This window comes from Streptomyces sp. NPDC086787 (assembly GCF_044745865.1).
GTDB lineage: Bacteria > Actinomycetota > Actinomycetes > Streptomycetales > Streptomycetaceae > Streptomyces.
In genome coordinates, this window is sequence record NZ_JBIVBC010000031.1 from 1 (window position 1) to 24,746 (window position 24,746).

Below are 24,746 nucleotides of genomic sequence, written 5' to 3' on the forward strand. Positions count from 1 at the left end.
TTTGGCACGCTGTTGAGTTCTCAAGGAACGGACGCTTCCTTTGTACTCACCCTCTCGGGCTTTCCTCCGGGCGCTTCCCTTCGTTCTTGCGTTTCAAACTCTATCAGTGATTTTCCGTCCCTCTGACCACCGTTCCGCAGACATGCGAAAGGAGACCCGAGATTGGGATCTGACCAGTTTGGTGCTGCTGAGTGGGCGCGCCTGTTTCGCGTCGCTCGGCCTCGAGCAGGGGTACGACAGTACACGGGGGTATGAACGGGTCGCAAATCGGCGGGACTGGTGGTCTAGACCACCAGCTGCTAGTTTCGTGCGGAATGCTCACTTCATCTGGCATACGCTGCTGCTCAGAGCGATGCGGCTCCACTTCTGGGAGGCTTCCCATGACCACCGTGACGTCCCCTCTCGCAGGACGCGCCATCGGGCTGGCGTCCGTTCCGGATCCGGTCTTCTCCGGGGCCATGGTCGGCCCGGGGACAGCGATCGACCCCGTCCGTGAGCCGTCCGAGGTGGTCGCGCCCGTGGACGGCGTCATCGTCTCCCTGCACCCGCACGCCTTCGTCGTCGTGGACGACCGAGGACACGGGGTGCTCATCCACCTTGGTATCGACACCGTTCAGCTCAACGGCGAGGGCTTCGAGCTGCTCGTCGGCAAGGGCGACACCGTGGCACGCGGCCAGGCCGTCGTGCGATGGGACCCGGCCGCCGTCGAGGCCGCCGGAAAGTCCCCGGTCTGCCCGGTGGTGGCACTGGAGGCCACGGCCGGGGATCTTGCCGAACTGCGCCAGGACGGCGACGTGAAGACCGGCGACAACCTCTTCCTGTGGGCGTGACCCCCGTGCCGTCGTGAGGACGGACGGCGAGCAGGACAACCACCACGGCGGTGGGATCCGCCGTTACTACCGGAGACGGGTGAGATGGAGACAACGCTGCGAGGCGTCGGTGTGAGCCACGGTGTGGCGATCGGCGAGGTTCGCCACATGGGTACGGCGGTACTGGAACCGCCCGCCAAACAGATTCCGGCGGAGGAGGCCGAGCGCGAGCAGGGGCGTGCCCGTCAGGCCGTGGACGCGGTCGCGGCCGACCTGATCGCACGCGGCAATCTGGCCGGTGGCGAGGCCCAGGCCGTGCTGGAGGCGCAGGCCCTGATGGCGCAGGACCCCGAGTTGATCGCGGATGTCGAGCGGCGGATCGCGGTCGGCAGCACGGCGGAGCGTGCCGTGTACGACGCCTTCGCTGCCTACCGGGAACTGCTGGCGGGAGCCGGCGAGTACCTCGCCGGCCGGGTCGCCGACCTCGATGATGTGCGCAACCGCATCGTCGCCCGGCTGCTCGGGGTGCCCATGCCGGGCGTCCCCGACAGCGACGAGCCGTATGTGCTTGTGGCCCGTGATCTCGCGCCGGCCGACACCGCTCTGCTGGACACCACGCTGGTGCTCGGTTTCGTCACCGAGGAGGGCGGCCCGACCAGTCACAGCGCGATCCTGGCGCGGGCGCTCGGAGTTCCGGCCGTGGTCGCGCTGCCCGGTGCCAGCGAGCTTCCCGAGAGCACGGTGATTGCCGTCGACGGCAGCACCGGCGACATCTTCGTGAACCCGAGCGACGAGCGGAAGGCGCAGCTCGAAGCCGCGTCGGCCGAGCGCCGGGCCGCGCTCGCCGCGTCCACGGGCCCGGGGGTGACCGCCGACGGCCACAAGGTGCCGCTGCTGGCCAACATCGGTGGTCCGTCCGACGTACCGGCCGCCCTGGAGGCGGGGGCGGAGGGTGTCGGCCTCTTCCGTACCGAGTTCCTGTTCCTCGACGACAGCAAGAACGCACCGTCCGAGGAGAAGCAGATCGAGGCCTACCGGGCGGTTCTGGAGGCGTTCCCCGAGGGCCGTGTCGTCGTACGTGTCCTGGACGCGGGTGCGGACAAGCCGCTGGACTTCCTCACCCCCTCGGACGAACCCAACCCGGCGCTCGGCGTGCGCGGGCTGCGGACGCTTCTCGACCATCCCGACGTTCTGCGCACGCAGCTGACCGCGCTGGCGAGGGCCGCTGACGGGCTGCCGGTCTACCTGGAGGTCATGGCTCCGATGGTGGCCGACCGGGCCGACGCCAGGGCGTTCGCCGACGCGTGCCGCGATGCGGGGTTGCGGGCGAAGTTCGGCGCGATGGTGGAGATCCCGTCGGCCGCACTGCGGGCGCGCTCGATTCTCCAGGAGGTCGAGTTCCTTTCTCTGGGGACCAATGACCTCGCGCAGTACACGTTCGCCGCGGACCGTCAGGTGGGTGCGGTGTCCAGGCTCCAGGATCCGTGGCAGCCCGCGCTGCTGGACCTGGTCGCGCTGTCCGCGGAGGCGGCGAAGGCCGAGGGCAAGAGCTGCGGCGTGTGCGGCGAGGCCGCTTCGGACCCGCTGCTGGCCTGTGTGCTGACGGGTCTGGGGGTCACCTCCTTGTCGATGGGTTCGGCGTCACTTCCGTATGTCCGGGCGACGCTGGCCAAGTACACGCTGGCCCAGTGCGAGCGTGCCGCCGCGGCGGCACGGGCCGCCGACGGTGCCGAGGAGGCGCGCGCGGCGGCCCGGGCGGTGTTGTCCGGCGAGTGAGGCGGTGACACCGGCCGTCGGCTGTGGCTTTCCCGGGGCGCCCGGTCACGGATTCAGTGATCGTGCCCCGGTGGCCTGCGGCCGTCTCCGGTCTCCCCGCTCTCCCCGGACTCTCCGGTCTCTCCGGTTTCTGCAGGCTCTCCCAGGTCGGGTGGCACGCAGTAGTCGACGTCGGGCTCGGGTGGGATGACGTCGCCGGTATGGGTGTCCGTGCAGTAGGCGTCGAACACCTCGCCCGCGGTGAGGGGTTCGACACCGTTTCCCCTCAGTCGCCAGCCGTAGACGCGGTCGGCGGTGCCCGGGGCGCTGGTGCGCATGACGAGTCCGCCGGCGCTGCGAGTGGCGATGCCCAGGGCGAGGACGGTGGTGAATTCGAGGGTCTCCGCCTCGTCCAGATGGGGCGTGCTGTCGATGTCGTCGTCGAAGTGGAGGACGGCGGAGACGGTTTCCGGAGGGCCCGAGACGCTGCAGACGAGGTGGCGGTTGCCGGGCGGGGCGGTGCCGAGGATTCGGGCCAGCAGATCGGCGGCCCGCGTGAACGCGGCTCGGCCGATGTCCTCTCCGCAGGTGGGGCAGGGACCGAGGCGGGTCAGCAGGGTGCTCGCGTACTCCCAGGTGGCCCGTCGGACGGCCTCGTCGACGAGGTCGGGCACCAGCTCGGTGAGGGGCTGGCCGTCGTAGGGGACGGTGGGTCCGGTGGCCGCGAGTTGTGCGGTGAAACGGGTGCGGCTGGCCGGGAGGTCCGGGTCCAGGCCTGCCTCCGCGCAGTACTCGGCGTACTCCTCCGGGTCGAACAGGGCCAGGGTGGTGTGTCCGCCTTGTGCCGCCAGGCTCCTGAGCAGGACCTCCATCTGCTCGAGGTAGGCGGTGTGGTCGTCGAAGATGAAGCTGCGGTAGCGCCGCATGGAGCGGAAGTCGTGCTCGTCGGCCAGCAGGCCGATGGTGCCCGCGATTTCGCGGCGCAGGATGTGCCGCATGGTCAGGTGGTCGGTGTGCGCCATGTTTCCCCCTGTGCGCAGTCGATCAATGCTCACTCACGGTAACCGGGGGCACTGACAACGGAGCCCTGTGGAGGCGGTCGCGGACGAGACGGTGCTGAACGACGCAGGTCACGGCGATGGCGGCGCCGAACGTGGTCCAGCCGACGGGGCCGCCGGCGATGGCGGCGGTGACAGCGAGGGGTCCGAGGCTGCGCTGGGCCGACTGGGCGAGTCCGTGCACGCCGAGGTAGGCGCCCTGGGAGGTGTCGGGGGCGAGCGCCACGGAGAGTTCCCAGGAGACGGTGGCCTGCAGCATTTCGGCGAGGGTGAAGGCGATCGCCGAGGCGGTGATGAACACCGTGGCCCGGAAGGCGCCGCCGTCGGCGGAGAGCGCCATCGTGAGGCCACCGAGGGCGAATGCGGCGGCGAGTGGGACCAGCAGCCCCCGGGCGGCCGCGGTGGTGGTGCCGAGGCGGGCGAGCGGGACCTGGAAGGCCACCACCATCACGCTGTTGAGTACCAGCAGGACGGCGACGAGACCGTTGGGCGCGTGGCCGGAGTGGGCGATCCACAGGGAGAGGCCGATCCTGAAGACGGCGTCGTGGAGGCTGAGGACCGTCTCCGTCACGACGTAGGCGAGGTAGGTGCGGTCGCGCCACGGGTTGGCCGGCCGGATCGCCGGGCCGACGTCCTTCGAGGTGGCGACGGTGCGGGCGGGCGAGGGGGGTTCGCCGCAGCGCAGGGTGAGGAGTGCGGTGGCGAGGAACGAGGCGGCGTCTCCGACGAGGAGCCAGCGGTAGGCGCTGGTGGTGCCGAGGGCGAGTGCGGCCGCGGCGCCGAGGCCGCCCAGGGCCCAGCCCGCGTTGGCGACGGTTCGGTTGAGGGCTTGGTAACGGACTCGGTCCGGTCCTGCTACCCGGGTGGCGTACAGCTTGGTCAGGACGTTCGCGGCCCGGTCTCCGAGGGTGCTGACGGCCGAGCAGGCGACGAGCAGGGCGTAGTTGTCGGTGGTGAGCAGGGCGAGGGAGGCGAGGGCGCGGACGAGTTGGAACGCGGTCAGGACGCGGGTGATCGGGAACCGGTCCGCGATGCGGCCGCCCAGGGGTGATCCGGCGATGCCGACGGCGCCGGAGACGGCCGCGAGCGTGCCCACCTGCGCCAGGGAGAGGCCTGAGACGTAGGTGAGGTAGAGGACCGAGACGGCTGCCCACAAGCCGCTTCCGGTGCGGTCGACGAGGGCGATGGCGAGCATCCTGCGCCCGTTCCGGCCTCCTGGTATGCGCTTCGACCGGGTGGCGGCACGGGACTTGGCGTCCACGATTCCCTCGGTTCCCACGATTCCCCCTTGCTCCGGATTATGTATTGATACATAATCAACAACGTGGCAACACAATATGAGATCACTGGCACGACAGCCAAGGGAATTGCCGCGTCGGTCGAACGAGGTGTCGCGGAGGGCGCGTTGGCTCCGGGTGCCGCGCTCCCGCCCGTACGGCGGCTCGCGGAGGAGCTCGGGGTGAGTCCGGGCACGGCCGCCACGGCCTACAAGGACCTGCGGCAGCGGGGCATCCTGGTGACACGCGGGCGCGGCGGGACCGTGGTGGCGGCGGCTCCGGCCGTGGCGTCACGGCGGCCGCCGAGGGTGCCGGAGGGGCTGCGGGAGCTGTCGGGCGGGCATCCGGACCCGGAGCTGCTTCCCGGCCTGGTACCCCCGACCCGGCTGTCGCCCGGCACCCGCTCCCATCGCGCCGCACCGCGGCTGGCGCGGCTGGAGGAGGCCGTGCGGGACTGGCTCCGGCCGGACGGTGTGCCCGTGGAGCACGTCACCTTCGCGCACGGAGCGCTGGATCTCGTCGACCGGCTGTTCTCGGTGGAGCTGCGGCCCGGCGACGCCGTGGCCATGGAGGATCCCGGCTACCACCATCTGCTCGACCTGGTCACGGCGTTGGGGCTGCGGATCGTACCGGTGGCCGTGGACGACGAGGGGATGCGGCCCGACGCCCTGCGGGTCGCGCTGCGTGCGGGGGCGCGCGCGGTGGTGTGCAGCCCTCGGGCGCAGAATCCGTACGGCGGGTGTTTCTCGGTGGCCCGCAGGGACGCGCTGCTCGCCGTGCTGGCGGAGGAGCCCGAGGTGCTGGTCGTGGAGAACGACCACGCGTCCGCCGTCGCCGGTGCCCCCCTGCACTCGCTGACCGTCGCGGGGCTGCCGCGGTGGGTGCATGTGCGGACGGTGAGCAAGTTCCTGGGGACGGATCTGCGGTGGGCCGCGGCGGCCTGTGACGCCGTCACGCTCGCCCGGCACGACGGGCGGCTGCAGCTGTCGTCCGGCTGGGTGAGTCATCTGCTCCAGGAGACCGTGCTCGGGCTGCTGACGGACGACGCCACGCACGCGTTGGTCACGCGCGCGCGGGAGACGTACACGGTGCGCCGTGAGGCGCTGGGCCGGGAGCTGACCGGGCGGGGCATCGTCTCGCACGGGGTGAGCGGGATGAATCTGTGGGTTCCGGTGCGGGACGAGTCGGCCGTGGTGAACGGGCTGCGGTCGTGCGGCTGGTGGATCGCGGCGGGCGCGCGGTTCCGGCTGTCGTCGGCGCCCGGTGTGCGGATCTCCGTGGCTGGTCTGGAGCCGGCCGACGCGGTGCGGCTGGCCTCGGACTTCGCGTCGGTGCTGGGCGAGTCCGAGGCCACCTACGGCGGCTGACCGGTACCTGCGGGGAGGTCAGGCGCGCTTGCGCGCCAGGCTCTCGTAGAAGTCCAGCAGCTCCAGGTTGTCGATGGAGCCCGGGTTGACGGCCTTCTCCAGGGGAGTTCCCTGGAGAAGGCGCTTGACCGGGACCTCGATGCGCTTTCCGGTGAGGGTGTGCGGAATGCCGGGCACCTCGATGACCTCGTCGGGGACGTGGCGCGGGGAGAGCTGTTCGCGGATGGCCCGCTTGATGCGGTTCAGGAGCGCCTCGTCCAGGACCGCTCCCGGCGCGAGGTGCACGAACAGCGGCATCCAGTAGCCGCCGTCGGGCTGTTCGATCCCGATGACCAGCGACTCCTTGATCTCGGGCAGCCGCTCGACCACTTCGTAGATGTCGGCCGATCCCATGCGTACGCCCTGGCGGTTGAGCGTGGAGTCGGAGCGGCCGTGGATGACGACGGAGCCGCGTGAGGTGACGGTGATCCAGTCGCCGTGCCGCCAGACGCCGGGATAGGTGTCGAAGTAGCTGTCGTGGTAGCGGGAGCCGTCGGGGTCGTTCCAGAAGCGGATCGGCATCGAGGGCATGGGGTTGGTGACCACCAGTTCGCCCACCTCGTCGACGAGGGGCTCGCCGCTCGGGTCCCAGGACTGCAGGTCGGTACCGAGGCCCGGTGCCTGGAGTTCACCGGTGTAGACCGGGAGGGTCGGCACCGCTCCGGCGAAGCAGGAGCACACGTCCGTGCCGCCGCTCACCGAGGCGATCCACAGGTCGTCACGGACCTCGTCGTGCAGCCAGCGGAAGCCGTCCGGAGGCAGGGGCGATCCGGTGGTGGCGACGCACTTCACCTTGGCGAGGTCGAAGTCCCGGGAGGGATGCACACCCGCCTTGCGGCAGGCCATGACATACGCCGCCGAAGTGCCGTACAGAGTGGCGCCGGTGCGTTCGGCCACCCGCCACTGGGCGCCCGTGTCCGGATAGCCGGGGCTGTCGTCGTACAGCACGATCGTCGTGCCGGTGAGCAGGCCGGAGACGAGGAAGTTCCACATCATCCAGCCGGTCGAGGTGTACCAGAAGAAGCAGTCCTCGGGGCCCAGGTCGCAGTGCAGTCCGAGTTGCTTGAGGTGCTCGACCAGGATGCCGCCCTGGGACTGCACGATGGCCTTGGGCAGGCCGGTCGTGCCGGAGGAGTAGAGCACCCACAGGGGGTGGTCGAAGGGGACCTGTTCGAAGACGGGCTCGGTGTCGGCGGAGGTCAGCGCCGACCACTCCAGGGCACCGTCCGGTGCCTCGGTGCCGAGGACGGGAATGTGCACGACGGCGCGCAGGGTGGGCAGCTCGCCGCGCAGTTCGGCGACGATCTCGCGGCGGTCGTGCTCCTTGCCCCCGTAGCGGTAGCCGTCCACGGTGAACAGGACGACCGGTTCCACCTGCTGGAAGCGGTCGAGGACGCTGCGGGCGCCGAAGTCGGGCGCGCAGGAGGTCCAGACGCCGCCCACGGCCGCGGTGGCGAGGAGGGCGACGACGGCCTCGGGGATGTTGGGGAGGTATCCGCTGACGCGGTCGCCCGGCCGTACGCCCAGGGCACGCAGCTCGGCGGCGAGGGAACCGACCTGGCGGCGAAGCGCGGACCAGGTGACCGGGCGTGGCTCGTGGCTCTCGTCGACGTACAGGAGGGCGGGTTCGTCCGCGCGGGTCGTCGCGGCGCGCAGGGCGTGTTCCGCGTAGTTCAGCGTGGCCCCCGGGAACCACTGCGCTCCGGGCATCGAGCGGTCGCCGAGCACGCGCGCGTAGGGCGTCGAGAACCGGACGTCGAAGTACTCCGTGACGGCTTTCCAGAACGTGTCCAGCTGGTCGACGGACCAGCGGTGCAGTGCCGGGTAGCCGCCCTCGGCCGGGGCGCCGTGGTGTTGTGCCGCCCAGGTCTGGAAGCTGGTGATGCGTGTCCGGGCGATGCGTGCCGGATCTGGCTGCCAGAGCGGCTGGACGTTCGCGGTCGACATGGGCGGCTCTCCAGGACTGTGCGCGTGGTGGGCGTCGCTCGCGCACGGCCGGGTTGTGCGCGTGACGCGGCTGACAGGGACGATGCCATGTGATCGACTTCTGCACCAGGGCGCCCCGCGCGGTCGCCGTCCTGGCCGGTGCCTTCAAGGCGGGGACCCGGCGTGGGTGAACGGGAGTTGAACGACCCGCGCGTGTGGAGAGCTGAGTGGCAGGGTGAGCAGCATGGACGGTCGTGACCTGGTGCGGTCGGTAAAGGTGGTCGGTTCGGCGGGGGCGGTGGCCCGCGGGTTGCGTACCGTACGGGCGGCGTGGCGCAGAAGGCGCGCGGACGCCGCGGGGCTGCCGCCGCGGGGCGCCGAGCGCGCGCGGGTGCCCGGAGCCGTGCGGGGTGCGGAGCCCGGCCCCGGGGGTGGTGTCATCCGCTTCAGCCGGTTCGAGCTGAGAATTCTGGTCACGGTGAGCGGTGCTGTCTTCTGGGGCTGGGACGGAGCCGGTCCCGAGCCGTCCTACGCGCTCACGGGCCGGTGCCCCGAACCGGACCCGCGGGCGGTGCTGGAGCCGGACACGGATGGCGGCTGGCGGGTCGTGGCGGAGCGGGTGACGGTCGTCGTGTCGCGGCACGGTGCCGTCGAGGTGTGCACGCCGGGCGGTGTGCCGCTGCGGCGGGCGCTGCCGCCGCGCTGGTGGGAGCCGGTCGGTGGCGGCACCGCGCGCTGGTCGCAACGGTCGGAGGTGAGCGCCGACGCGCGCTTCTTCGGGCTGGGGGGCCGGGCGTCGGGACCCCGGCTGCGCGACGGGACGTACCGGCTGTGGAACACCGACCCCGGCGGCTCCTTCGGGCCGGGTGACGATCCGCTGTACATCACCATGCCGGTGCAGCTGGTGGTCGCGGACGCGGCCACGCATCTGGTGTTCCACGACTCCTCGTGGGACGGGACGGTGACACTGCGGGAGGGCAGGGAGGGCGCCGGGTCCGGGCACGACCAGGCCGGGCGCTCCGAGCTGCGGATGGACGGCGGTCCGCTGCGCTGCTGGGTGATGGTGGGCACTCCCGCCCGTGTGCTGCACGCCTGGGCCGCGCTGACCGGGGCGCCCGCGCTGCCGCCCGCGTGGGCGCTCGGTCACCACCACGCGCGGTGGGGCTTCGGCAGCGCGCGGGAGGTCCGGCGGATCGTGGCGGGCTACCGGGAGCGCGGTCTGCCCCTGGACGCCGTGCACCTGGACATCGACCACTACGACGCGCACCAGGTGTTCACCGTCGATCAGAAGCGGTTCCCGAAGCTGCCGGGACTCGCCGACGAACTGCGGCGGGACGGGATCCGGCTCGTGTCGATCGTCGACCCCGCGGTGAAGGCGGCGCCGGGCAACGCCGTGTACGACGGCGGGGCGGCCGTGGACGCCTTCGTGAAGGACGCTTCGGGGCGGCCGGTGCGGGGCGTGGTGTGGCCCGGGGAGTCGGTCTATCCGGACTTCACGCACGCGGACGTGCGTGAGTGGTGGGGAGGGCTCTACGAGGAGCGTCTCGGGCAGGGCTTCGCCGGGTTCTGGCACGACATGAACGAGCCGACGTCGTTCACCGCGTTCGGTGACACGACGCTGCCGCGCTCGGCGCGGCATTCCCTGGAGGGGCGCGGCGGCGACCACCGGGAGGCTCACAACGTGTACGGCCTGTGCATGGCCAGGGCGGGCTACGAGGGGCTGCGCGAGCTGGTTCCCGGTGAGCGGCCGTTCCTGTTCTCGCGCTCAGGGTGGGCCGGGATGCAGCGCTACGGGGGTACGTGGTCCGGGGACGTGGGCACCGGCTGGCCGGGGCTGCACGCGTCCCTGTCGCTCGTTCTGGGGCTCGGCCTGTGCGGCGTGCCGTATTCGGGCCCGGACATCGGGGGGTTCGACGGGAGCCCGTCGCCGGAACTGTATCTGCGGTGGTTCCAGCTCGGTGCGTACCTGCCGCTGTTCCGGACGCACGCGAGTCTGCGGGCGGGGCGACGGGAGCCTTGGGAGTTCGGCGACGAGGTGCTGGAGCACGCGCGCGCGGCGCTGGACGGACGGCGGCGGCTGCTGCCGTACCTCCTGACCCTCGCGCATCTGGCCCGGCGGACCGGTGCGCCCTATGTCCGGCCGCTGTGGTGGGGGGCGCCGGAGGACCGGGCGCTGCGCGACTGCGAGGACGCGTTTCTGCTGGGCGACGGTCTCCTGGTCGCGCCGGTGCTCGAAGCGGGTGCGGACCGACGGGTGGTGCGGCTGCCGCGGGGGCGCTGGTACGACACGGTGACGGAGCAGGTCCACGAGGGCCCCGGGCAGGTGCTGGTCCATGCTCCGCTGTCGCGGATTCCGGTCCTCGCGCGCGCGGGCGCCGTCGTGCCCGTGCGGGACGACGACGGCGCTACGGCGCTGGAGGTGTGGGCACCCGCCCGCGGCCGGAGCGGTGGCGGGCTGGTCGTGCCGGATGCCGGCGACGGGTGGGACGAGCCGGAGATCGAGCGCTATGCCGTCCGGTGGGAGGGCCGGCGGGTGGTGGTCGTACGCGAGGGGGAGGCCGGCGCGGGTGAGCCGCCCTACCCGGTGCGCGTCCGCGGGCTGGGGTGAGCGGTCGGCTCAGTACCGGCCTTCGAACCACGCCCGTGCGGCCACGGTGTGCAGGGGGAAGGCGAGTTCCTCGGGCCTGCGCAGCAGGTGCCAGCCCTCCGTCTCGTCGGTCGCCCGGGAGCGCGGAAGCAGTTCGGCCGGGCGCTCCGGGAGGATTCCGAAGAGCAGCAGGTGCCCGTCGGGCGAGCTCATGGCGTCGGCGAGCCGGACATCGCGGCTCTCCGCCTCGATGCCGGTCTCCTCGCCGAGTTCGCGGACCACGGCCCGCCGCCAGTCCTCGCGGTCGTCGATGTAGCCGCCGGGCAGGGCGATGCCCCCGCGCGCGGGGCCGATGGTGCGGGTGATGACGACCAGGGCGGTGCCCTTCGTGTCGTACACGGGCTGGAGGGCGACCGCGACCGGCAGCGGGTTGCGGTAGGCGGTGGCGCCGCAGGCCGGGCAGGTGCGCGGCCAGGGGAGGACGCCGTCGCCGTAGGACGCTCCGCAGCTCGAACAGTGCGAGCCCGGGGCGGTGTTGGCGGCTGGGTGCTGGGATTCGGACACGCGCGGACTTTATCCAATCAGGTTATCGGCCATGCCCTGCCGCTTCACGGCGGCCCGTGGCACACTTCTGACGTTCCGTCAGATCTGGTGTCTGGAGGAGTTTTGACGCGCACACGAACACCTGCGGTCTCCGGCTGGTTCACCGGCGAGGGAGACATGTTCCGGCTCCTCGGCACCCGCTGCTCCGCCTGCGGCTCCTTCTTCTTCCCCCGCGAGGACACCCACTGCCGCAACCCCTGGTGCCAGGGCGGCGAACTGACCGAGGTGCCCCTGTCGCGACGGGGGCGGATCTGGTCGTACACGGACAGCAGGTACCGGCCACCGTCACCCTATGTGAGCGATCCGGAACTTCCGTGGGAGCCGTACGCGTTGATCGCTGTGGAGCTGGAGTCCGAACGGATCGTCGTACTGGGACAGGCCGTTCCGGGTGTCACCGTCGCCGGTCTGGCGGTGGGGATGGAGGTGGAGGTCGTCCCCGGCGTGCTGCACACGGATGCGGAGGCGACCTGGACGATCTGGAACTGGCGGCCGGTGGAGGTGACGGCATGACGGCTGACGTGGCGGTGCTCGGCGTGGGCATGCACGCCTGGGGCAAGTGGGGGCGCGGCTTCGCGGAGTACGGGGCGGCGGCGGCGCGCGCGGCGCTGGCCGACGCGGGCCTGCGGTGGCAGGACATCGGCTCGGTCGTCGGCGCGGACACGGTGCGTGGCGGGTATCCCGGGTATGTCGCGGGCGCGACCTTCGCGAAGGCCCTGGGCTGGCAGGGCGCCCGGGTCACCAGTGTCTACGCGGCCTGCGCCTCCGGGGCGCAGGCCGTCGCCGCCGGCCGGGCGCAGATCCTCGCGGGGCTCGCGGACACCGTGCTCGTGGTGGGTGCGGACGCGGCACCCAAGGGGTTCTTCCGGCCGGCCGGCGGAGACCGGCCGGACGACCCGGACTGGCTGCGTTTCCGGCTGCTGGGAGCGACGAACCCGGGGTACTTCGGGTTGTACGCGCGCCGCAGAATGGCGGTGCACGGGGACACGCCCGAGGACTTCGCGCTCGTCAAGGTGAAGAACTCCAGCCTGGGGGCGCTGAATCCGTACGCGCGCTACCGCAAGCGGGTCACCGCCGAGGAGGTGGCGGCCTCCCCCGTGGTCGCCGATCCGCTGCGGCTCCTGGACATCTGCGCGACCTCGGACGGCGGCGCCGCGCTGGTGCTGTCGAGCCTGGAGTTCGCCCGTCGGCACGGCATGGCACGACCGGTGCGGATCCGCGCGGTGTCCACGGTCACGCCCCGCTACCCGAGCACGGTGCTGGATCTGCCGGACATCGCCACGGACTCGGCGGCGGCCGTGCGGCCGCCGGACGAGACGTTCCGGGCGTCGATCGCGCGGGCGGCCTACGAGGAGGCGGGCATCGGCCCCGAGGACCTGTCCCTGGCCGAGGTGTACGACCTGTCCACCGCCCTGGAGTTGCAGTGGTACGAGGACCTGGGGCTGTGCGGTGAGGGCGAGGGCGTGAAGCTGCTGCGGGAGGGCGCGACGGCTCCGGGCGGGCGCATACCCGTGAACTCCAGCGGCGGCCTCGCCTCCTTCGGGGAGGCCGTGCCCGCACAGGCACTCGCCCAGGTCTGCGAGCTGGCGTGGCAGTTGCGGGAGGAGGCGGGTGACCGGCAGGTCGCCGGAGCGCGCGTGGGGATCACGGCCAATCAGGGCCTGTTCGGACACGGCTCGTCGGTCGTCGTGGTGCGGTGAGTCGGCCGACCCCGACAGGTCCGAGGCATACGGCCGTCACCGTTGCGGTCGGCGACCTTGACGCTCAGTGGGCTCCGGTGAAAACTTCCCGGTGTCGGTCGGCATCGCCGCACATTCTCGGCGTTAGCAGGCGCTGTGCCATGGGCTCCCGCTGAGCCATGGCTCGTCTTCCAGGGGCGATTCGGCCGCGACGGCACGCTCGTCACGGACGCCGGGCGGGGCGCGGGACTCTCCCTGCCTTCGGCTGAAGTCGCCAAGGGAATCGTTCCTGCTCGGACCACCGGAGCCGATGGCTCCGGGCAAGCGTCGAGGAGCCGCCATGAGCAACGGAGACATATTCGTCGGCGAGGTCGTCGGCACCGCCATCCTGATCCTCTTCGGTGCCGGCGTCTGCGCGGCGGTCACCCTCAGGCACTCCAAGGCGCGGGCCTCGGGGTGGGTCGTGATCGCGTTCGGCTGGGGTTTCGGCGTGCTGGCGGGCGCGTACACCGCCGCCCCGCTGTCCGGTGGCCAGCTCAACCCGGCCGTCACCATCGGCATCGCCGTGGACACCGGCAAGTGGGGCAAGGTCTGGGTGTACCTGCTCGGGCAGATCGTCGGAGCGATGCTGGGCGCCGTGCTGGCGTACCTGGTCTATCTGGCCCAGTTCCAGGCGAATGTCCGGGACGAGGACTCGCCGGAGGAGCCCACCGCGACACTCGGCATCTTCTCCACCATCCCGGAGATCCGGAACCCCGTCGCGAACCTGATCACGGAGATCATCGCCACGGTCGCGCTGGTCCTGCCCGTGCTCGCCTTCGGGCTGACCGAGGGGCTCGGTGAGTCCGGCACCACCGTGCTCATCGTCTCGCTGCTCGTCGTCGGTATCGGTCTGTCCCTCGGCGGGCCGACCGGATATGCCATCAACCCGGCGCGCGACCTCGGCCCGCGCCTCGTGCACACCTTCCTGCCGATTCCCAACAAAGGCACGTCCGACTGGGGTTACGCGTGGATCCCGGTCGTCGGCCCACTGGTCGGCGGCGTGCTCGCGGGCCTCGTCTACAACGCGGCCTTCTGACCCAAGCGACCAAGGGGTAGCCATGACGGACACCGTCGAGAAGTACGTCGCCGCGATCGACCAGGGCACCACTTCGAGCCGCTGCATCATCTTCGACCACGGTGGCGCGATCGTCGCCGTCGACCAGCGTGAGCACCGCCAGATCTTCCCCAAGCCGGGCTGGGTGGAGCACGACGCCACCGAGATCTGGTCCAAGGTGCAGGCGGTCGTGGCGGGCGCGCTCGCCAAGGCGGGGTTGCGGGCCGACCAGCTCAGCGCGCTGGGCATCACCAACCAGCGGGAGACGACCGTCCTGTGGGACCGGGCCACGGGCAAGCCGGTGCACAACGCGATCGTCTGGCAGGACACCCGTACCGCCGCCCTGTGCGGCCGGCTCGGCGGCCCGGACGGGCAGGACCGGTTCCGTGAGCAGACCGGGCTGCCGCTGGCCAGCTACTTCTCCGGGCCCAAGGCGGCCTGGCTGCTGGACAGTGTGCCGGGTCTCCGGGACCGTGCCGAGCGCGGGGAGATCGCCTTCGGAACCATCGACTCCTGGCTGATCTGGAACCTCACCGGGGGCACCGGGGGCGGGCGGCACGTCACCGACGTGACGAACGCGAGTCGCACCATGCTGATGAACCTGGAGACGCTCCAGTGGGACGCGTCCATCCTCGCCGCGATGGACGTGCCCGAGGCCGTCCTCCCGGAGATCAGGTCCTCGGCCGAGGTCTACGGCACCGCCGAGGGCCCGCTCGCCGGTGTTCCCGTCGCTTCGGCGCTCGGCGACCAGCAGGCGGCCGTGTTCGGACAGGCCTGCTACGACGTCGGCACGGCCAAGAACACCTACGGCACCGGGAGTTTCCTGCTGCTCAACACCGGCAACCGCCCCGTGCCCTCGAAGAACGGGCTGCTGACGACCCTGGGCTACAAGATCGGCGATGAGGCACCCGTCTACTGTCTGGAGGGGTCCATCGCGATCACTGGCGCGCTCGTCCAGTGGTTCCGCGACCAGCTCGGCCTCATCCGCACGGCCGACGAGATCGAACCGCTGGCGGCGAGTGTCGAGGACAACGGCGGGGCGTACATCGTGCCCGCGTTCTCGGGCCTGTTCGCGCCGTACTGGCGCTCCGACGCGCGCGGGGTCGTCACCGGTCTGACCCGCTACGTCACCAAGGCCCATCTGGCCCGCGCGGTGCTCGAGGCCACCAGCTGGCAGACACGCGAGGTCGTGGACGCCATGTTCCAGGACTCCGGGGTGCCCATCACCGCGCTCAAGGTCGACGGCGGCATGACCGGGAACAACCTGCTCATGCAGCACCAGGCGGATGTGCTCGGCGTGCCCGTGATCCGGCCGAAGGTCTCCGAGACGACCTGCCTGGGCGCCGCCTACGCGGCCGGCCTCGCGACCGGCGTGTGGAACGACCTGGACGAACTGAAGTCGCACTGGCGGAAGGACACGGAGTGGACGCCCGCCATGGAGGCGTCACTGCGCGACCGCGAGTACCGCAACTGGCGCAAGGCCGTGGAGAAGAGCTTCGGCTGGCTGGCAGAGGGCGACGAGTAGGCGGGCCGGCGTACGGCCCGCGCCGCCCCGGTAGGCGGTACGGACCGTACGCCAGTGTCAGGTGGTGACCGTCCGGCGTCGTTCGGCGCCGTACGCCATCGCGTGCTGGACGACGCCGATGAGCACCTCTTTGACGGACTCGCGGTCCCGGGCGTCGCACAGCACGACGGGCACGTCCTCGTCGAGGTCGAGGGCACGGCGGACGGCGTCCGCCGGATAGCGGGGAGCGCCCTCGAAGCAGTTGACGCTGACGAGGAAGGGTATGGAGCGCCGCTCGAAGTAGTCCACCGCGGCGAAGCAGTCCTCCAGCCGCCGGGTGTCGGCGAGTACGACGGCACCCAGCGCGCCCTCGGACAACTCGTCCCACATGAACCAGAAGCGTTCCTGCCCGGGCGTGCCGAACAGGTACAGCACCAGGTCCTCGCGCAGCGTGATGCGGCCGAAGTCCATGGCCACGGTGGTGGTGTGCTTGCGCTCCACACCACGGATGTCGTCGACCGGCCGCCCTGCCTCGGTGAGCAGTTCCTCGGTGCGCAGCGGTCGGATCTCGCTGACCGCGCCCACCAGGGTGGTCTTGCCCACGCCGAAGCCGCCGGCCACCAGGATCTTGAGCGTGACGGGCTCGACGGGAGGGTTGCCGCGCTCAGAACGCCCGAAGATCATCGCTCTCTTCTCCTGCTCGACCTGCTTGATGGTTCTTGATGGACATCGGGTGACGGCGGGCCGTAGCCTCCGCCACCGGGGGTCTCGATGACGAGTACGTCGTCGGGGCCGACCTCCGCCGAGTCGCTTCCGGCGAGTTCGGTCACGGTGCCGTCGGGCCGCTCCACCCGGCCCGCGCCGAGCCCGCCGGGTGCGCCGCCCGCCATCCCGTACGGCGGGATCCGGCGGTGCTGGCAGAGCGTCGAGACGGTCATCGGCTCCAGGAACCGAATACGGCGCACAGCTCCGTCCCCGCCCCGCCACCCCCCGGCCCCGCCGCTCCCCCGGCGGACCGCGAACTCGTCGAGCAGTACGGGCAGCCGCCACTCCAGGACTTCCGGATCCGTCAGCCGCGAGTTGGTCATATGGGTCTGCACGACACTCGCGCCCGCGAAGCCGTCTCCGGCGCCCGACCCGGAGGCGACGGTCTCGTAGTACTGGTGGTGTTCGTTGCCGAAGGTCACGTTGTTCATGGTCCCGGATCCCTCGGCCTGGACGCCGAGCGCGGCGTAGAGGGCGCCGGTGATGGCCTGCGAGGTCTCGACGTTGCCCGCGACGACGGCGGCGGGCGGCTCGGGGGCGAGCATCGAACCGGACGGCACGATGATCTCCAGGGGGCGCAGACAGCCGTCGTTGAGCGGGATGTCGTCGGCGACCAGGGTGCGGAAGACGTACAGGACCGCCGCGTTGACGACCGCGGAGGGGGCGTTGAAGTTGGTGCCGAGCTGCGCGGACGTACCGGTGAAGTCGATGGTCGCGCGGCGGTGGTCGCGGTCCGCGTGCACACGGACCCGGATGACGGCTCCCGAGTCGGTCTCGTAGGCGCACTCGCCGTCGTCGAGAGCGTCGATGACGCGCCGCACCGCTTCCTCGGCGTTGTCCTGGACGTGCCGCATGTAGGCCTGGACGACGTCGAGGCCGTACTCCCCGATCATGCGGCCGACCTCGTCGACGCCCTTGCGGTTGGCGGCGATCTGGGCGCGCAGGTCGGCGAGGTTGGTCCTGGGGTTGCGGGTGGGGTACCGCGCTTCGGTGAGCAGGCGCAGGGTCTCCGCCTCCCGGAAGCGGCCGTTCTCGACCAGCAGCCAGTTGTCGAAGAGGACGCCCTCCTCTTCGATGGTGCGGCTGTTCGCGGGCATGGAGCCGGGGGCGATGCCGCCGATCTCGGCGTGGTGGCCGCGGGAAGCCACGTAGAACAGAATCCGGTCACCCTGCGTGTCGAACACGGGGGTGATGACGGTGACGTCGGGCAGATGGGTGCCGCCGTGGTACGGGTCGTTCACCGCGTAGGTGTCGCCAGGCCGCATGGTGTCGCCGCGCCGGCGGATGACCTCCTTGACGCTGGTGCCCATGGAGCCCAGGTGGACGGGGATGTGCGGGGCGTTGGCCACCAGGCTTCCGTCGGGGGCGAACAGGGCGCAGGAGAAGTCGAGGCGTTCCTTGATGTTGACGGACTGGGCCGTGGACTCCAGCCGGGCGCCCATCTGTTCGGCGATGGACATGAAGAGGTTGTTGAAGACCTCCAGCAGAACGGGGTCGGCTTCCGTGCCGAGTTCGGAACTCTGCGTAATCGTCGCGCGTTCCATGAGCAGATGCCCGTCGTCGGTCGCCCCGGCCCGCCAGCCGTCGTCGACGACGGTCGTCGCACCGTCCTCGACGAGGATCGCGGGGCCCGTGACGGTTTCACCGGGCGGCAGTTCCTCGCGGCGGTGGAGGGGGACGTCACGCCAGGCGCCGCCGGTGTGGAGGCGGACGGTCTCGGGGGGCGCTGGGTGGCCCTGGTAGGTGGCGAGGGCGGACAGATCAGGGGGGTCGGTGATGCCGGTGGCTTCGACGGAGAGGGCCTCGACGACGATCGGGCGGTCGAGCGTGAAGGAGTACGTGGCGCGATGACGTTCTTCGAAGGCGTGTCTCATGGTGTCGGGCTCGGTGAGCTCGACGGTGAGGGTGGTGTCGGTGCCGTCGTAGCGCAGCTGGGCCCGCCGGGTGACCCTGACGCGGTCCTCGGGGACGTCCTCGGCGAGGAGTTCGGCGCGGGCCGCGCCCTCCAGGTCGTCGGCCGTCCTGTCGGTCTCCGGCATCGACGCGGCGTCGAGCGGGGCCTCGACGGACTGCTCGCGCATGGCCGTGGTGTCGGCGAGGCCGATACCGAGCGCGGAGAGGACTCCGGCCATGGGCGGCACGAGGACGGTGCGGATACCGAGGGAGTCGGCGACCATGCAGGCGTGCTGGCCGCCCGCGCCGCCGAAGGTGGTGAGGGCGTAGCGGGTGACGTCGTGGCCCTTCTGGACAGAGATCCGTTTCACCGCGTTCGCGATATTGGCCACGGCGATCTGGAGGTAGCCCTCGGCGACCTGTTCCGGGGTTCGGTCGTCGCCGGTCCGCTCACGGATCTCGTGGGCCAGGGCGGTGAAGCGGTCACGGACGACGCCGTCGTCCAGGGGCTGATCGCCGTCGGGGCCGAACACCCTGGGGAAGTGGGCGGGTTGGATACGGCCGAGCATCACGTTGGCGTCGGTGACCGCGAGCGGGCCGCCGCCGCGGTAGCAGGCAGGTCCCGGGTCCGCGCCGGCCGAGTCCGGCCCCACCCGGTACCGGGTGCCGTCGAAGTGCAGGACGGAGCCGCCTCCGGCGGCCACCGTGTGGATGTCCAGCATGGGGGCGCGCAGGCGGACTCCGGCGAGCTGTGTGGTGAAGACGCGTTCGTACTCCCCCGCGAAATGCGAGACGTCGGTGGAGGTGCCGCCCATGTCGAAGCCGATCACCCGGTCGTGTCCCGCGAGCTGCGACATACGGGCCATGCCGACGATGCCGCCGGCCGGCCCGGACAGGACGGCGTCCTTGCCGCGGAACTGTCCGGCTTCGGCCAGGCCGCCGTTGGACTGCATGAACAGCAGGCGGACACCGGCGAGGGCGTCGCCCAGGCGCTGGACGTAGCGGTGCAGCACGGGCGACAGGTAGGCGTCGGCGACGGCGGTGTCCCCACGCGGGACGAGCTTCATCAGCGGGCTGACCTCGCTGGACAACGAGACCTGCGAGAAGCCGGTGCTCGCGGCCAGTTCCCCGATGGCCCGTTCGTGTTCGGGGTGCAGATGGCTGTGCATGCAGACGACGGCGACGGCGCGGATCCCGTCGTCGTGCGCCTCCTGGAGCGGCGCGGCGAGGGTTGCCAGGTCGGGAGGTGTCAGGACGGTGCCGTCGGCCGTGATCCGCTCGTCCACCTCGATGACCCGCTCGTACAGCGGCTCCGGCAGGTCGATGCGGCGGTCGAAGATGCGCGGGCGGTTCTGGTAGGCGATCCGCAGGGCGTCGCCGAAGCCGCGGGTGATGACGAGGAGAGTGCGCTCGCCCCCGCGCTCCAGCAGCGCGTTGGTGGCCACCGTCGTGCCCATGCGGACGGACTCGACGGGTTCCGTGGAACCGTCGAGAAGTGCCTGGACACCGGCCACGGCCGCGTCGTCGTAGCGGGCCGGGTTGTCGGAGAGCAGCTTCCGGGTCAGCAGCCGGCCGTCCGGACGCCGCGCGACGATGTCGGTGAAGGTGCCGCCTCGGTCGACCCAGAACTGCCAGCCTGTCACGTCACTACTCCGATTCCGCGCTGGTCACAGCGCCCGGAGGCCGTTGATCACGTCGCGCAGAATACTCTCGTCGGGCAGTTCGGCCGGCGGAACGGGCCGCGTGACATGCACGAGTCGCCCGTTCACGAGGTCGCCGATGAGGACGCGCACGACCCCGACGGGCAGATCGAGCCGGGCGGCGAGTTCGGCGACGGACTGCGGGGCGTCACGGCAGAGCTCCACGATGTCCACGTGTTCCGGGGACAGTGTCCGGTCGGCCTCCGGGTCGTCCGCGTGGGGTTCGGCGACGACCAACGCGATCAGGTCGAGGCGGTCCTGGGCCGCACCGATGGTGCGGCCGCGCGTCATGGCGTACGGACGGACGACCGGTCCGGCCTCGTCGTCGAACCAGTGGCTTGTTCCCTGACCCTCTCCGCTCATGTCATTCCACTACCCGCCTGCGGGCAGGTCGGTGCGCGGGGCGGCGCCCAGATGCGCCCCGACCCGCTTGACCAGCAGGGTCATCTCGTACGCGACCTGTCCGATGTCGGAGTCCGCGTCGGAGAGCACGGCGAGGCAGCTGCCGTCGCCCGCGGCCGTCACGAACAGGAAGGCCTCGTCGAGTTCGACGACGGTCTGCCGGACACTGCCCGCCTCGAAGTGGCGTCCCACGCCCTTGGCCAGGCTGTGGAATCCGGAGGCGACGGCGGCCAGGTGCTCGCTGTCCTCGCGGGTCATGTCCTTGGACACGCCGGTGGGCAGGCCGTCACCGGAGAGCACTACGGCCTTGCGGATGCTGGCGACCCGGTCGACCAGTTCGTCGAGCAGCCAGTCGAGCGCTCCGCGGTTCGTCGTGGTGTGGCCGGTGGCCTTCGGTGCGGTCATCGACCGTTCCCCTCTGTCGTTCCCTGTGCTGGGCCGTTCCGGGCGCCGTCGCCCGCGGTGTTGTCCCGGCGGCCGCGCTGCCAGCCGCGCTGGAGCGAGGCCATGCGGCCGCGTACCTCGTCGGCGTCGCGCTCGACGGGATCCGTCGGAGCGTCGGTCCGCTGTTCGGGGTCCTGCCTGAGCTGCGGCGCCAGACTGGCCTGGCGCACGCGCCTGGGCAGCGCCTCCGGTTCCGCTGCGGATCCGGCCGGCCCGGTCTCCCAGGGGCTGCCGCCGCCGAGCGGTGCGGCGGCGTCCGGATCACCGGCGGAGGAGATCGCGGAGCGGCGGTTGCGTCGGGGCAGCGTCGGCGCCTCGAAGGTCTCGTCGGGGGCCGTGCCCGGGGAGGCCGGGGACCCGTCGGCGCGGTCGGCGGGCTCGCTGCCGGGATACCGGGAGGTCTCGCCCCGGCGCCGTGACGGCAGCGGTGCCAGAGGCGCTTCCGGTTCGGAGCGGTGGGGTCCCGTGCGGTTCTCCTCGGACTCCTGCCGGCGCCCGGCGCGCTCCTCGCCGACGGGCCTGCCGTGCGAGCTGACCAGCTTGGGCGTGCCCCGGCGCGGGAGTGGCACACCGCCGGTGGGGCGGTCGCCGGCGGCGGGCGGGTCCGTGACACCGGGCGACTTACGGTGCGGCTCGCCCTGCCGAAGCGGTGCGTCCGGGGTCCGGGCCGCCGAGCGGCGACGGGGGCGGAAGAGTCCGCCGCGTTCGCTGTCGGCGTCGGTGAGAGCCCCCGGGAAGTCGTCGAGGGTGTCCAGCTCGACGGGCGGCTCCAGTTCCACGGGCCCGTCCAGGAGCGAGGACGTCAGGCTCGGCATGCGCGCGGGCACCTGGGTGAGCCCGGCCCCTCGGCTCTGCTCGGCTTCGGGCTGCCTGAGGGGCTGGACCCGGTCGAGACGGAAGCCGATGCCGTTGGTGTCGGGGGTGTCGCTGGTGAGCAGCGCCTCGGGGACGAAGACGACCGCGGTCGTGCCGCCGTAGGGCGAGGGTTGCAGCGAGACGCTCACGTGCTGGCGCTGAGCGAGGCGGCTGACCACGAAGAGGCCGAGCCGGTCGGTGTCGGAGAGCTCGAACTCGGGTGTCTCGGCGAGCCGGAGGTTGGCGTCGAGCAGCGCCTCGGCCGGCATGCCGAGACCCCGGTCGTGGATCTCCAGGGTGAAGCCGTTGGCGACCCGCTCACCGAGGACCTGGACAGCGGTGTGCGGCGGGGAGAACACCGTCGCGTTCTCCAGGAGTTCGGCGACCAGGTGGGTGAGGTCGGCGACGGCCGGGCCCTTGACGGCGATCCGCGGCAGCCTGCGGACCTCGATGCGCTCGTAGTCCTCGACCTCGGCGACGGCGGCCCGGACGACGTCCATCAGTTGTACGGGCTTGCGCCACTGCCGCGACGGGGCCGCGCCGGAGAGGATCACCAGGCCCTCGGCGTGCCGCCGCATCCGGGTGGTGAGGTGGTCGAGGCGGAAGAGGTCGGCGAGTTCGTCGGTGTCCTCCGTCCTGCGCTCCATCGTGTCGAGCAGGGTGAGCTGCTTGTGCAACAGGACCTGGCTGCGCCGGGCGAGGTTCACGAAGACCTCGGAGACACCGGCGCGCAGTTCGGCCTGTTTGACAGCGGCTTCGACGGCGGCGCGCTGAAGCGTGTTGAGGGCCTGACCGACCTCGCCGATCTCGTTCTCGGCGTGCTCCAGGAGCGGGGCCTCGGTCTCCACGTCGACCTTTTCGCCCGCGGAGAGCCGCCGCATCACACCGGGCAGCCGGACACCGGACGCCTCGTGGGCGTCGAGGCGCAGCTGCCGCAGGTCGCGGATGAGACCGCGGCCGATGCGTACGGACAGGAAGATGGAGAGGAGGAGCGCGACGAGTCCCAGGGCGCCGGCGACGACCGCCTGGACGATCACGCTCTGGGCCACAGGGTCGACGCGGTCCTGGAAGCGGTCGGCGAGCTGGTCGTTGAGCTTGTGGAGCTCATCGAGCGTACTGCCCGCGGCGGCGTCCCAGCTCTTGGCGCTTACCCCCCGCGGTGTGCCGGACCCGGTCTTGATGACCGTCTGCTCGGCCACGTGCAGCGGTGTGGTGGTGGCGCTCTTCCAGAAACGGTCGTAGCGGTCGCGGTCCGCGGGAGGGAGCATCGGCGTGCTGATCTCGTAGAGCAGTTCGCGCTGTGCCACGAGGTCGGAGACATAGCGGGTCTCCGCGCGCGAGAGCTTGCCCACCACCAGGGCGGAGCCCAGCAACGCGTCCTCGCGGGAGAGGAGTTCGCGGGCCCGGGTGATGGTGACGATGGCGCGGGCCTGCCGGTCCAGCTCCACGTCCTTGATCCCGTCGAGGCCGGAAAGGAGGGAGAAGCAGGATTCGACGACGCGGTTGTAGAGACCGAGGGCCTGGGAGCGGGTGACCGCGCCCTCCTCGACGTTGCGGCGCAGTGCGTCGATCCCGCCGAGGGCGTCGAGGAGGGCGGTCATCCGTTCGGTACCGTCCGCGTCCATCAGCTCGCGGAGGCTGGAGTCCTGGGCGTTGTTCCGGATCCTGGCGGCTGCCCGGTCGGTCGCGGTCCGGGACTGCCGCAGGGCCGTGAGCACGTCCGCCGCACGCGGGTCGGCTAGGTAGACGAGGGTCTGGCGGCGTTCCTCCTGCAACAGGCGGACGGTGTCCTCGGTGGGATACGCGATGCCTTCCACGACGTCCGAGACGTGCATCAGCGCGGCGGCCTGACGCCCCGTGAGTACCGTCGTGAAACCCCAGACGGCGGTCAGGGACACCAGCGGCACGAGAAGCAGCGCCACGATCTTCCGGCGGATCGACTTCCCGCGAAAGCGCATGGCCTCCCCCAGCTCGACCCCCGCCGGCCGGGGGCACATATGTGCGGCAACAAACGGCGCGAGCCTACTACCGTCGCGGGACCAACTCGAAGCCCTGTCCGGAAGCCGGACTTCCGTGCGGTCGGCACAACATGACGAGTTGTCCGGGCATTGCGGGAGATTGTCACCTCGATCACATCCGTGAGCTGGAGCGGACCGTTCGGCAGGGCCGGTCCGGTTGGCTGGAAATCTTCCTCGATCGGGGAACTTCTCGATCTGTCGCACGTCTTCTCTTATGGGAATTGGGTGCGGAATCGGCCGTAGGTGACGCATCAGGCGGCCTGGCGGCGTAAAAGAGCGCAAGCCGGGCAGCCACTGGGAAGCAGGTGTCGAACGGACACCGGAGCGGTCGGTCCGTCGGCAACGGGGAGGAAGACGTTGAAGGGCACGGGGGAGCAGCGCGAGGTGCCGGAGGTTGGAGTGAGGGAACGCCCGACGACACGACAGACGACACAACAGCAGTCGTCCTACCGGCCGCTGTGGATCGAGGAGCCGGCCCGGCGTCGGCGGATGCCCGATCCGGTGCGTACCTCGGCCGTGCGGGCGGTGCTCATCATCGCCGTGACACTGGTCCTGGCCATGGTGGCGTTCCTGTGCGCCCTGGCGGGGTCGTGGCCGGCGTTCCCGATGATGCTCAGCAGCGTGGCCGGCACGGTGGTGGCGACATGGGCTGTGGTCGACATCTGGGTGACGCGTCAGGTGTGGAACCAGCGGGGCGGCGTGGTGTCGGAGCCGAGCAGCACGGCGCGGTCGCTTCGGCGTGAGCGTCGCGCGTCCCGACGGCAGGCGAAGGCCGCCGGGCGGGAGCGCATAGACCGTCGCGGCGGTGCCGGACAGCTGTCGCACCCCTGAGGGGGCGGCTCCTCAGGGGCACTCAACGACGCCTGCACCGTCTTGTGGCGCCCTAGGTGTATTGATCACGAGCGTTGTTGACACTGGTGGGTCTTGAACATGGCGAAGACCTCCGATGTGGTGGAGCTGTCTAGGAACACA

Annotated in this window: 17 protein-coding genes and 1 pseudogene; 9 read left to right on the plus strand and 9 right to left on the minus strand. The window is 71.3% G+C overall.

The features are described from left to right. Positions 1 to 380 precede the first annotated feature (380 nt). Together ACIPK3_RS33300 and ptsP are read left to right on the plus strand one after the other, a co-directional pair. Positions 381 to 830 (plus strand): PTS glucose transporter subunit IIA, encoded by a 450-nt coding sequence (locus tag ACIPK3_RS33300; protein WP_402575832.1) that lies wholly within the window; start codon positions 381 to 383, stop codon positions 828 to 830. An 84-nt stretch (positions 831 to 914) separates the two neighbouring features. Further along, positions 915 to 2,585 carry a phosphoenolpyruvate--protein phosphotransferase gene (ptsP, locus tag ACIPK3_RS33305; RefSeq protein WP_402575834.1) on the plus strand — a complete coding sequence of 557 codons (1,671 nt, stop codon included), beginning with the start codon at positions 915 to 917 and terminating at the stop codon, positions 2,583 to 2,585. A 53-nt stretch (positions 2,586 to 2,638) separates the two neighbouring features. Here the strand turns inward: ptsP and ACIPK3_RS33310 are convergent, their stop codons facing one another. Both ACIPK3_RS33310 and ACIPK3_RS33315 read right to left on the minus strand, forming a co-directional pair. Then, the gene (locus ACIPK3_RS33310; protein WP_402575836.1) at positions 2,639 to 3,586 is read right to left on the minus strand and encodes a hypothetical protein; all 948 of its coding nucleotides are present in this window, start codon (positions 3,584 to 3,586) and stop codon (positions 2,639 to 2,641) included. A gap of 22 nt (positions 3,587 to 3,608) precedes the next feature. Then, entirely contained in the window at positions 3,609 to 4,901 is a 1,293-nt protein-coding gene (locus ACIPK3_RS33315; protein ID WP_402575838.1) for an MFS transporter, read from the minus strand. 45 nt (positions 4,902 to 4,946) lie between these two features. On the opposite strand from ACIPK3_RS33315, the gene ACIPK3_RS33320 reads away from it, so the two are divergent. After that, on the plus strand, positions 4,947 to 6,266 hold the full coding sequence (locus ACIPK3_RS33320) for an aminotransferase class I/II-fold pyridoxal phosphate-dependent enzyme (RefSeq protein ID WP_402575840.1): 1,320 nt from the start codon (positions 4,947 to 4,949) through the stop codon (positions 6,264 to 6,266). Between the two features lie 18 nt (positions 6,267 to 6,284). Here the strand turns inward: ACIPK3_RS33320 and ACIPK3_RS33325 are convergent, their stop codons facing one another. Beyond that, entirely contained in the window at positions 6,285 to 8,252 is a 1,968-nt protein-coding gene (locus tag ACIPK3_RS33325; RefSeq protein WP_402575842.1) for an acetoacetate--CoA ligase, read from the minus strand. A 223-nt stretch (positions 8,253 to 8,475) separates the two neighbouring features. Here ACIPK3_RS33325 and ACIPK3_RS33330 point away from each other — a divergent pair, with 223 nt between their 5' ends. After that, positions 8,476 to 10,839 (plus strand): glycoside hydrolase family 31 protein, encoded by a 2,364-nt coding sequence (locus ACIPK3_RS33330; protein ID WP_402575844.1) that lies wholly within the window; start codon positions 8,476 to 8,478, stop codon positions 10,837 to 10,839. 9 nt (positions 10,840 to 10,848) lie between these two features. Here ACIPK3_RS33330 and ACIPK3_RS33335 read toward each other — a convergent pair whose 3' ends face one another. Next, complete coding sequence (locus ACIPK3_RS33335) at positions 10,849 to 11,382, minus strand: NUDIX domain-containing protein (protein WP_402575846.1); 534 nt, start codon at positions 11,380 to 11,382, stop codon at positions 10,849 to 10,851. A 156-nt stretch (positions 11,383 to 11,538) separates the two neighbouring features. Between ACIPK3_RS33335 and ACIPK3_RS33340 the strand changes: the two genes are divergently transcribed. The 4 genes from ACIPK3_RS33340 to glpK all read left to right on the plus strand — a co-directional run bounded on the left by ACIPK3_RS33340 (position 11,539) and on the right by glpK (position 15,718). Beyond that, on the plus strand, positions 11,539 to 11,931 hold the full coding sequence (locus ACIPK3_RS33340) for a Zn-ribbon domain-containing OB-fold protein (protein ID WP_402575862.1): 393 nt from the start codon (positions 11,539 to 11,541) through the stop codon (positions 11,929 to 11,931). Beyond that, entirely contained in the window at positions 11,928 to 13,118 is a 1,191-nt protein-coding gene (locus tag ACIPK3_RS33345) for a lipid-transfer protein (RefSeq protein ID WP_402575848.1), read from the plus strand. Before ACIPK3_RS33340 ends, ACIPK3_RS33345 begins: the two co-directional genes overlap by 4 nt. 319 nt (positions 13,119 to 13,437) lie before the next feature. Beyond that, positions 13,438 to 14,175 (plus strand): MIP/aquaporin family protein, encoded by a 738-nt coding sequence (locus tag ACIPK3_RS33350; protein WP_402575850.1) that lies wholly within the window; start codon positions 13,438 to 13,440, stop codon positions 14,173 to 14,175. Positions 14,176 to 14,197: 22 nt separating this feature from the next. Then, positions 14,198 to 15,718: a glycerol kinase GlpK gene (glpK, locus tag ACIPK3_RS33355; protein ID WP_402575852.1), complete on the plus strand. Its 1,521-nt coding sequence runs from the start codon at positions 14,198 to 14,200 to the stop codon at positions 15,716 to 15,718. Between the two features lie 57 nt (positions 15,719 to 15,775). Here the strand turns inward: glpK and ACIPK3_RS33360 are convergent, their stop codons facing one another. The 5 genes and pseudogenes from ACIPK3_RS33360 to ACIPK3_RS33380 form a co-directional block, all read right to left on the minus strand. Then, complete coding sequence (locus ACIPK3_RS33360) at positions 15,776 to 16,381, minus strand: GTP-binding protein (protein WP_402575854.1); 606 nt, start codon at positions 16,379 to 16,381, stop codon at positions 15,776 to 15,778. Further along, positions 16,362 to 19,998: pseudogene (locus ACIPK3_RS33365) on the minus strand (hydantoinase B/oxoprolinase family protein). Before ACIPK3_RS33365 ends, ACIPK3_RS33360 begins: the two are co-directional and overlap by 20 nt. 24 nt (positions 19,999 to 20,022) lie before the next feature. Continuing rightward, positions 20,023 to 20,418: a DUF742 domain-containing protein gene (locus ACIPK3_RS33370; RefSeq protein WP_402575856.1), complete on the minus strand. Its 396-nt coding sequence runs from the start codon at positions 20,416 to 20,418 to the stop codon at positions 20,023 to 20,025. Positions 20,419 to 20,427: 9 nt separating this feature from the next. Further along, the gene (locus ACIPK3_RS33375; RefSeq protein ID WP_402575858.1) at positions 20,428 to 20,862 is read right to left on the minus strand and encodes a roadblock/LC7 domain-containing protein; all 435 of its coding nucleotides are present in this window, start codon (positions 20,860 to 20,862) and stop codon (positions 20,428 to 20,430) included. Further along, the gene (locus tag ACIPK3_RS33380) at positions 20,859 to 23,714 is read right to left on the minus strand and encodes a nitrate- and nitrite sensing domain-containing protein (protein ID WP_402575860.1); all 2,856 of its coding nucleotides are present in this window, start codon (positions 23,712 to 23,714) and stop codon (positions 20,859 to 20,861) included. Before ACIPK3_RS33380 ends, ACIPK3_RS33375 begins: the two co-directional genes overlap by 4 nt. A 459-nt stretch (positions 23,715 to 24,173) precedes the next feature. On the opposite strand from ACIPK3_RS33380, the gene ACIPK3_RS33385 reads away from it, so the two are divergent. Next, complete coding sequence (locus ACIPK3_RS33385) at positions 24,174 to 24,605, plus strand: hypothetical protein (RefSeq protein WP_402575864.1); 432 nt, start codon at positions 24,174 to 24,176, stop codon at positions 24,603 to 24,605. The last annotated feature ends 141 nt before the right edge of the window (positions 24,606 to 24,746 follow it).

Excerpts from the sequence above, each read along its gene's own strand:
- ACIPK3_RS33300 (WP_402575832.1), top strand. The coding sequence starts at position 381 with ATGACCACCGTGACGTCCCCTCTCGCAGGACGCGCCATCGGGCTGGCG.
- ptsP (WP_402575834.1), top strand. The coding sequence starts at position 915 with ATGGAGACAACGCTGCGAGGCGTCGGTGTGAGCCACGGTGTGGCGATC.
- ACIPK3_RS33310 (WP_402575836.1), bottom strand. The coding sequence starts at position 3,586 with ATGGCGCACACCGACCACCTGACCATGCGGCACATCCTGCGCCGCGAA.
- ACIPK3_RS33325 (WP_402575842.1), bottom strand. The coding sequence starts at position 8,252 with ATGTCGACCGCGAACGTCCAGCCGCTCTGGCAGCCAGATCCGGCACGC.
- ACIPK3_RS33330 (WP_402575844.1), top strand. The coding sequence starts at position 8,476 with ATGGACGGTCGTGACCTGGTGCGGTCGGTAAAGGTGGTCGGTTCGGCG.
- ACIPK3_RS33340 (WP_402575862.1), top strand. The coding sequence starts at position 11,539 with ATGTTCCGGCTCCTCGGCACCCGCTGCTCCGCCTGCGGCTCCTTCTTC.
- ACIPK3_RS33345 (WP_402575848.1), top strand. The coding sequence starts at position 11,928 with ATGACGGCTGACGTGGCGGTGCTCGGCGTGGGCATGCACGCCTGGGGC.
- ACIPK3_RS33350 (WP_402575850.1), top strand. The coding sequence starts at position 13,438 with ATGAGCAACGGAGACATATTCGTCGGCGAGGTCGTCGGCACCGCCATC.
- glpK (WP_402575852.1), top strand. The coding sequence starts at position 14,198 with ATGACGGACACCGTCGAGAAGTACGTCGCCGCGATCGACCAGGGCACC.
- ACIPK3_RS33360 (WP_402575854.1), bottom strand. The coding sequence starts at position 16,381 with ATGATCTTCGGGCGTTCTGAGCGCGGCAACCCTCCCGTCGAGCCCGTC.
- ACIPK3_RS33370 (WP_402575856.1), bottom strand. The coding sequence starts at position 20,418 with ATGAGCGGAGAGGGTCAGGGAACAAGCCACTGGTTCGACGACGAGGCC.
- ACIPK3_RS33375 (WP_402575858.1), bottom strand. The coding sequence starts at position 20,862 with ATGACCGCACCGAAGGCCACCGGCCACACCACGACGAACCGCGGAGCG.
- ACIPK3_RS33380 (WP_402575860.1), bottom strand. The coding sequence starts at position 23,714 with ATGCGCTTTCGCGGGAAGTCGATCCGCCGGAAGATCGTGGCGCTGCTT.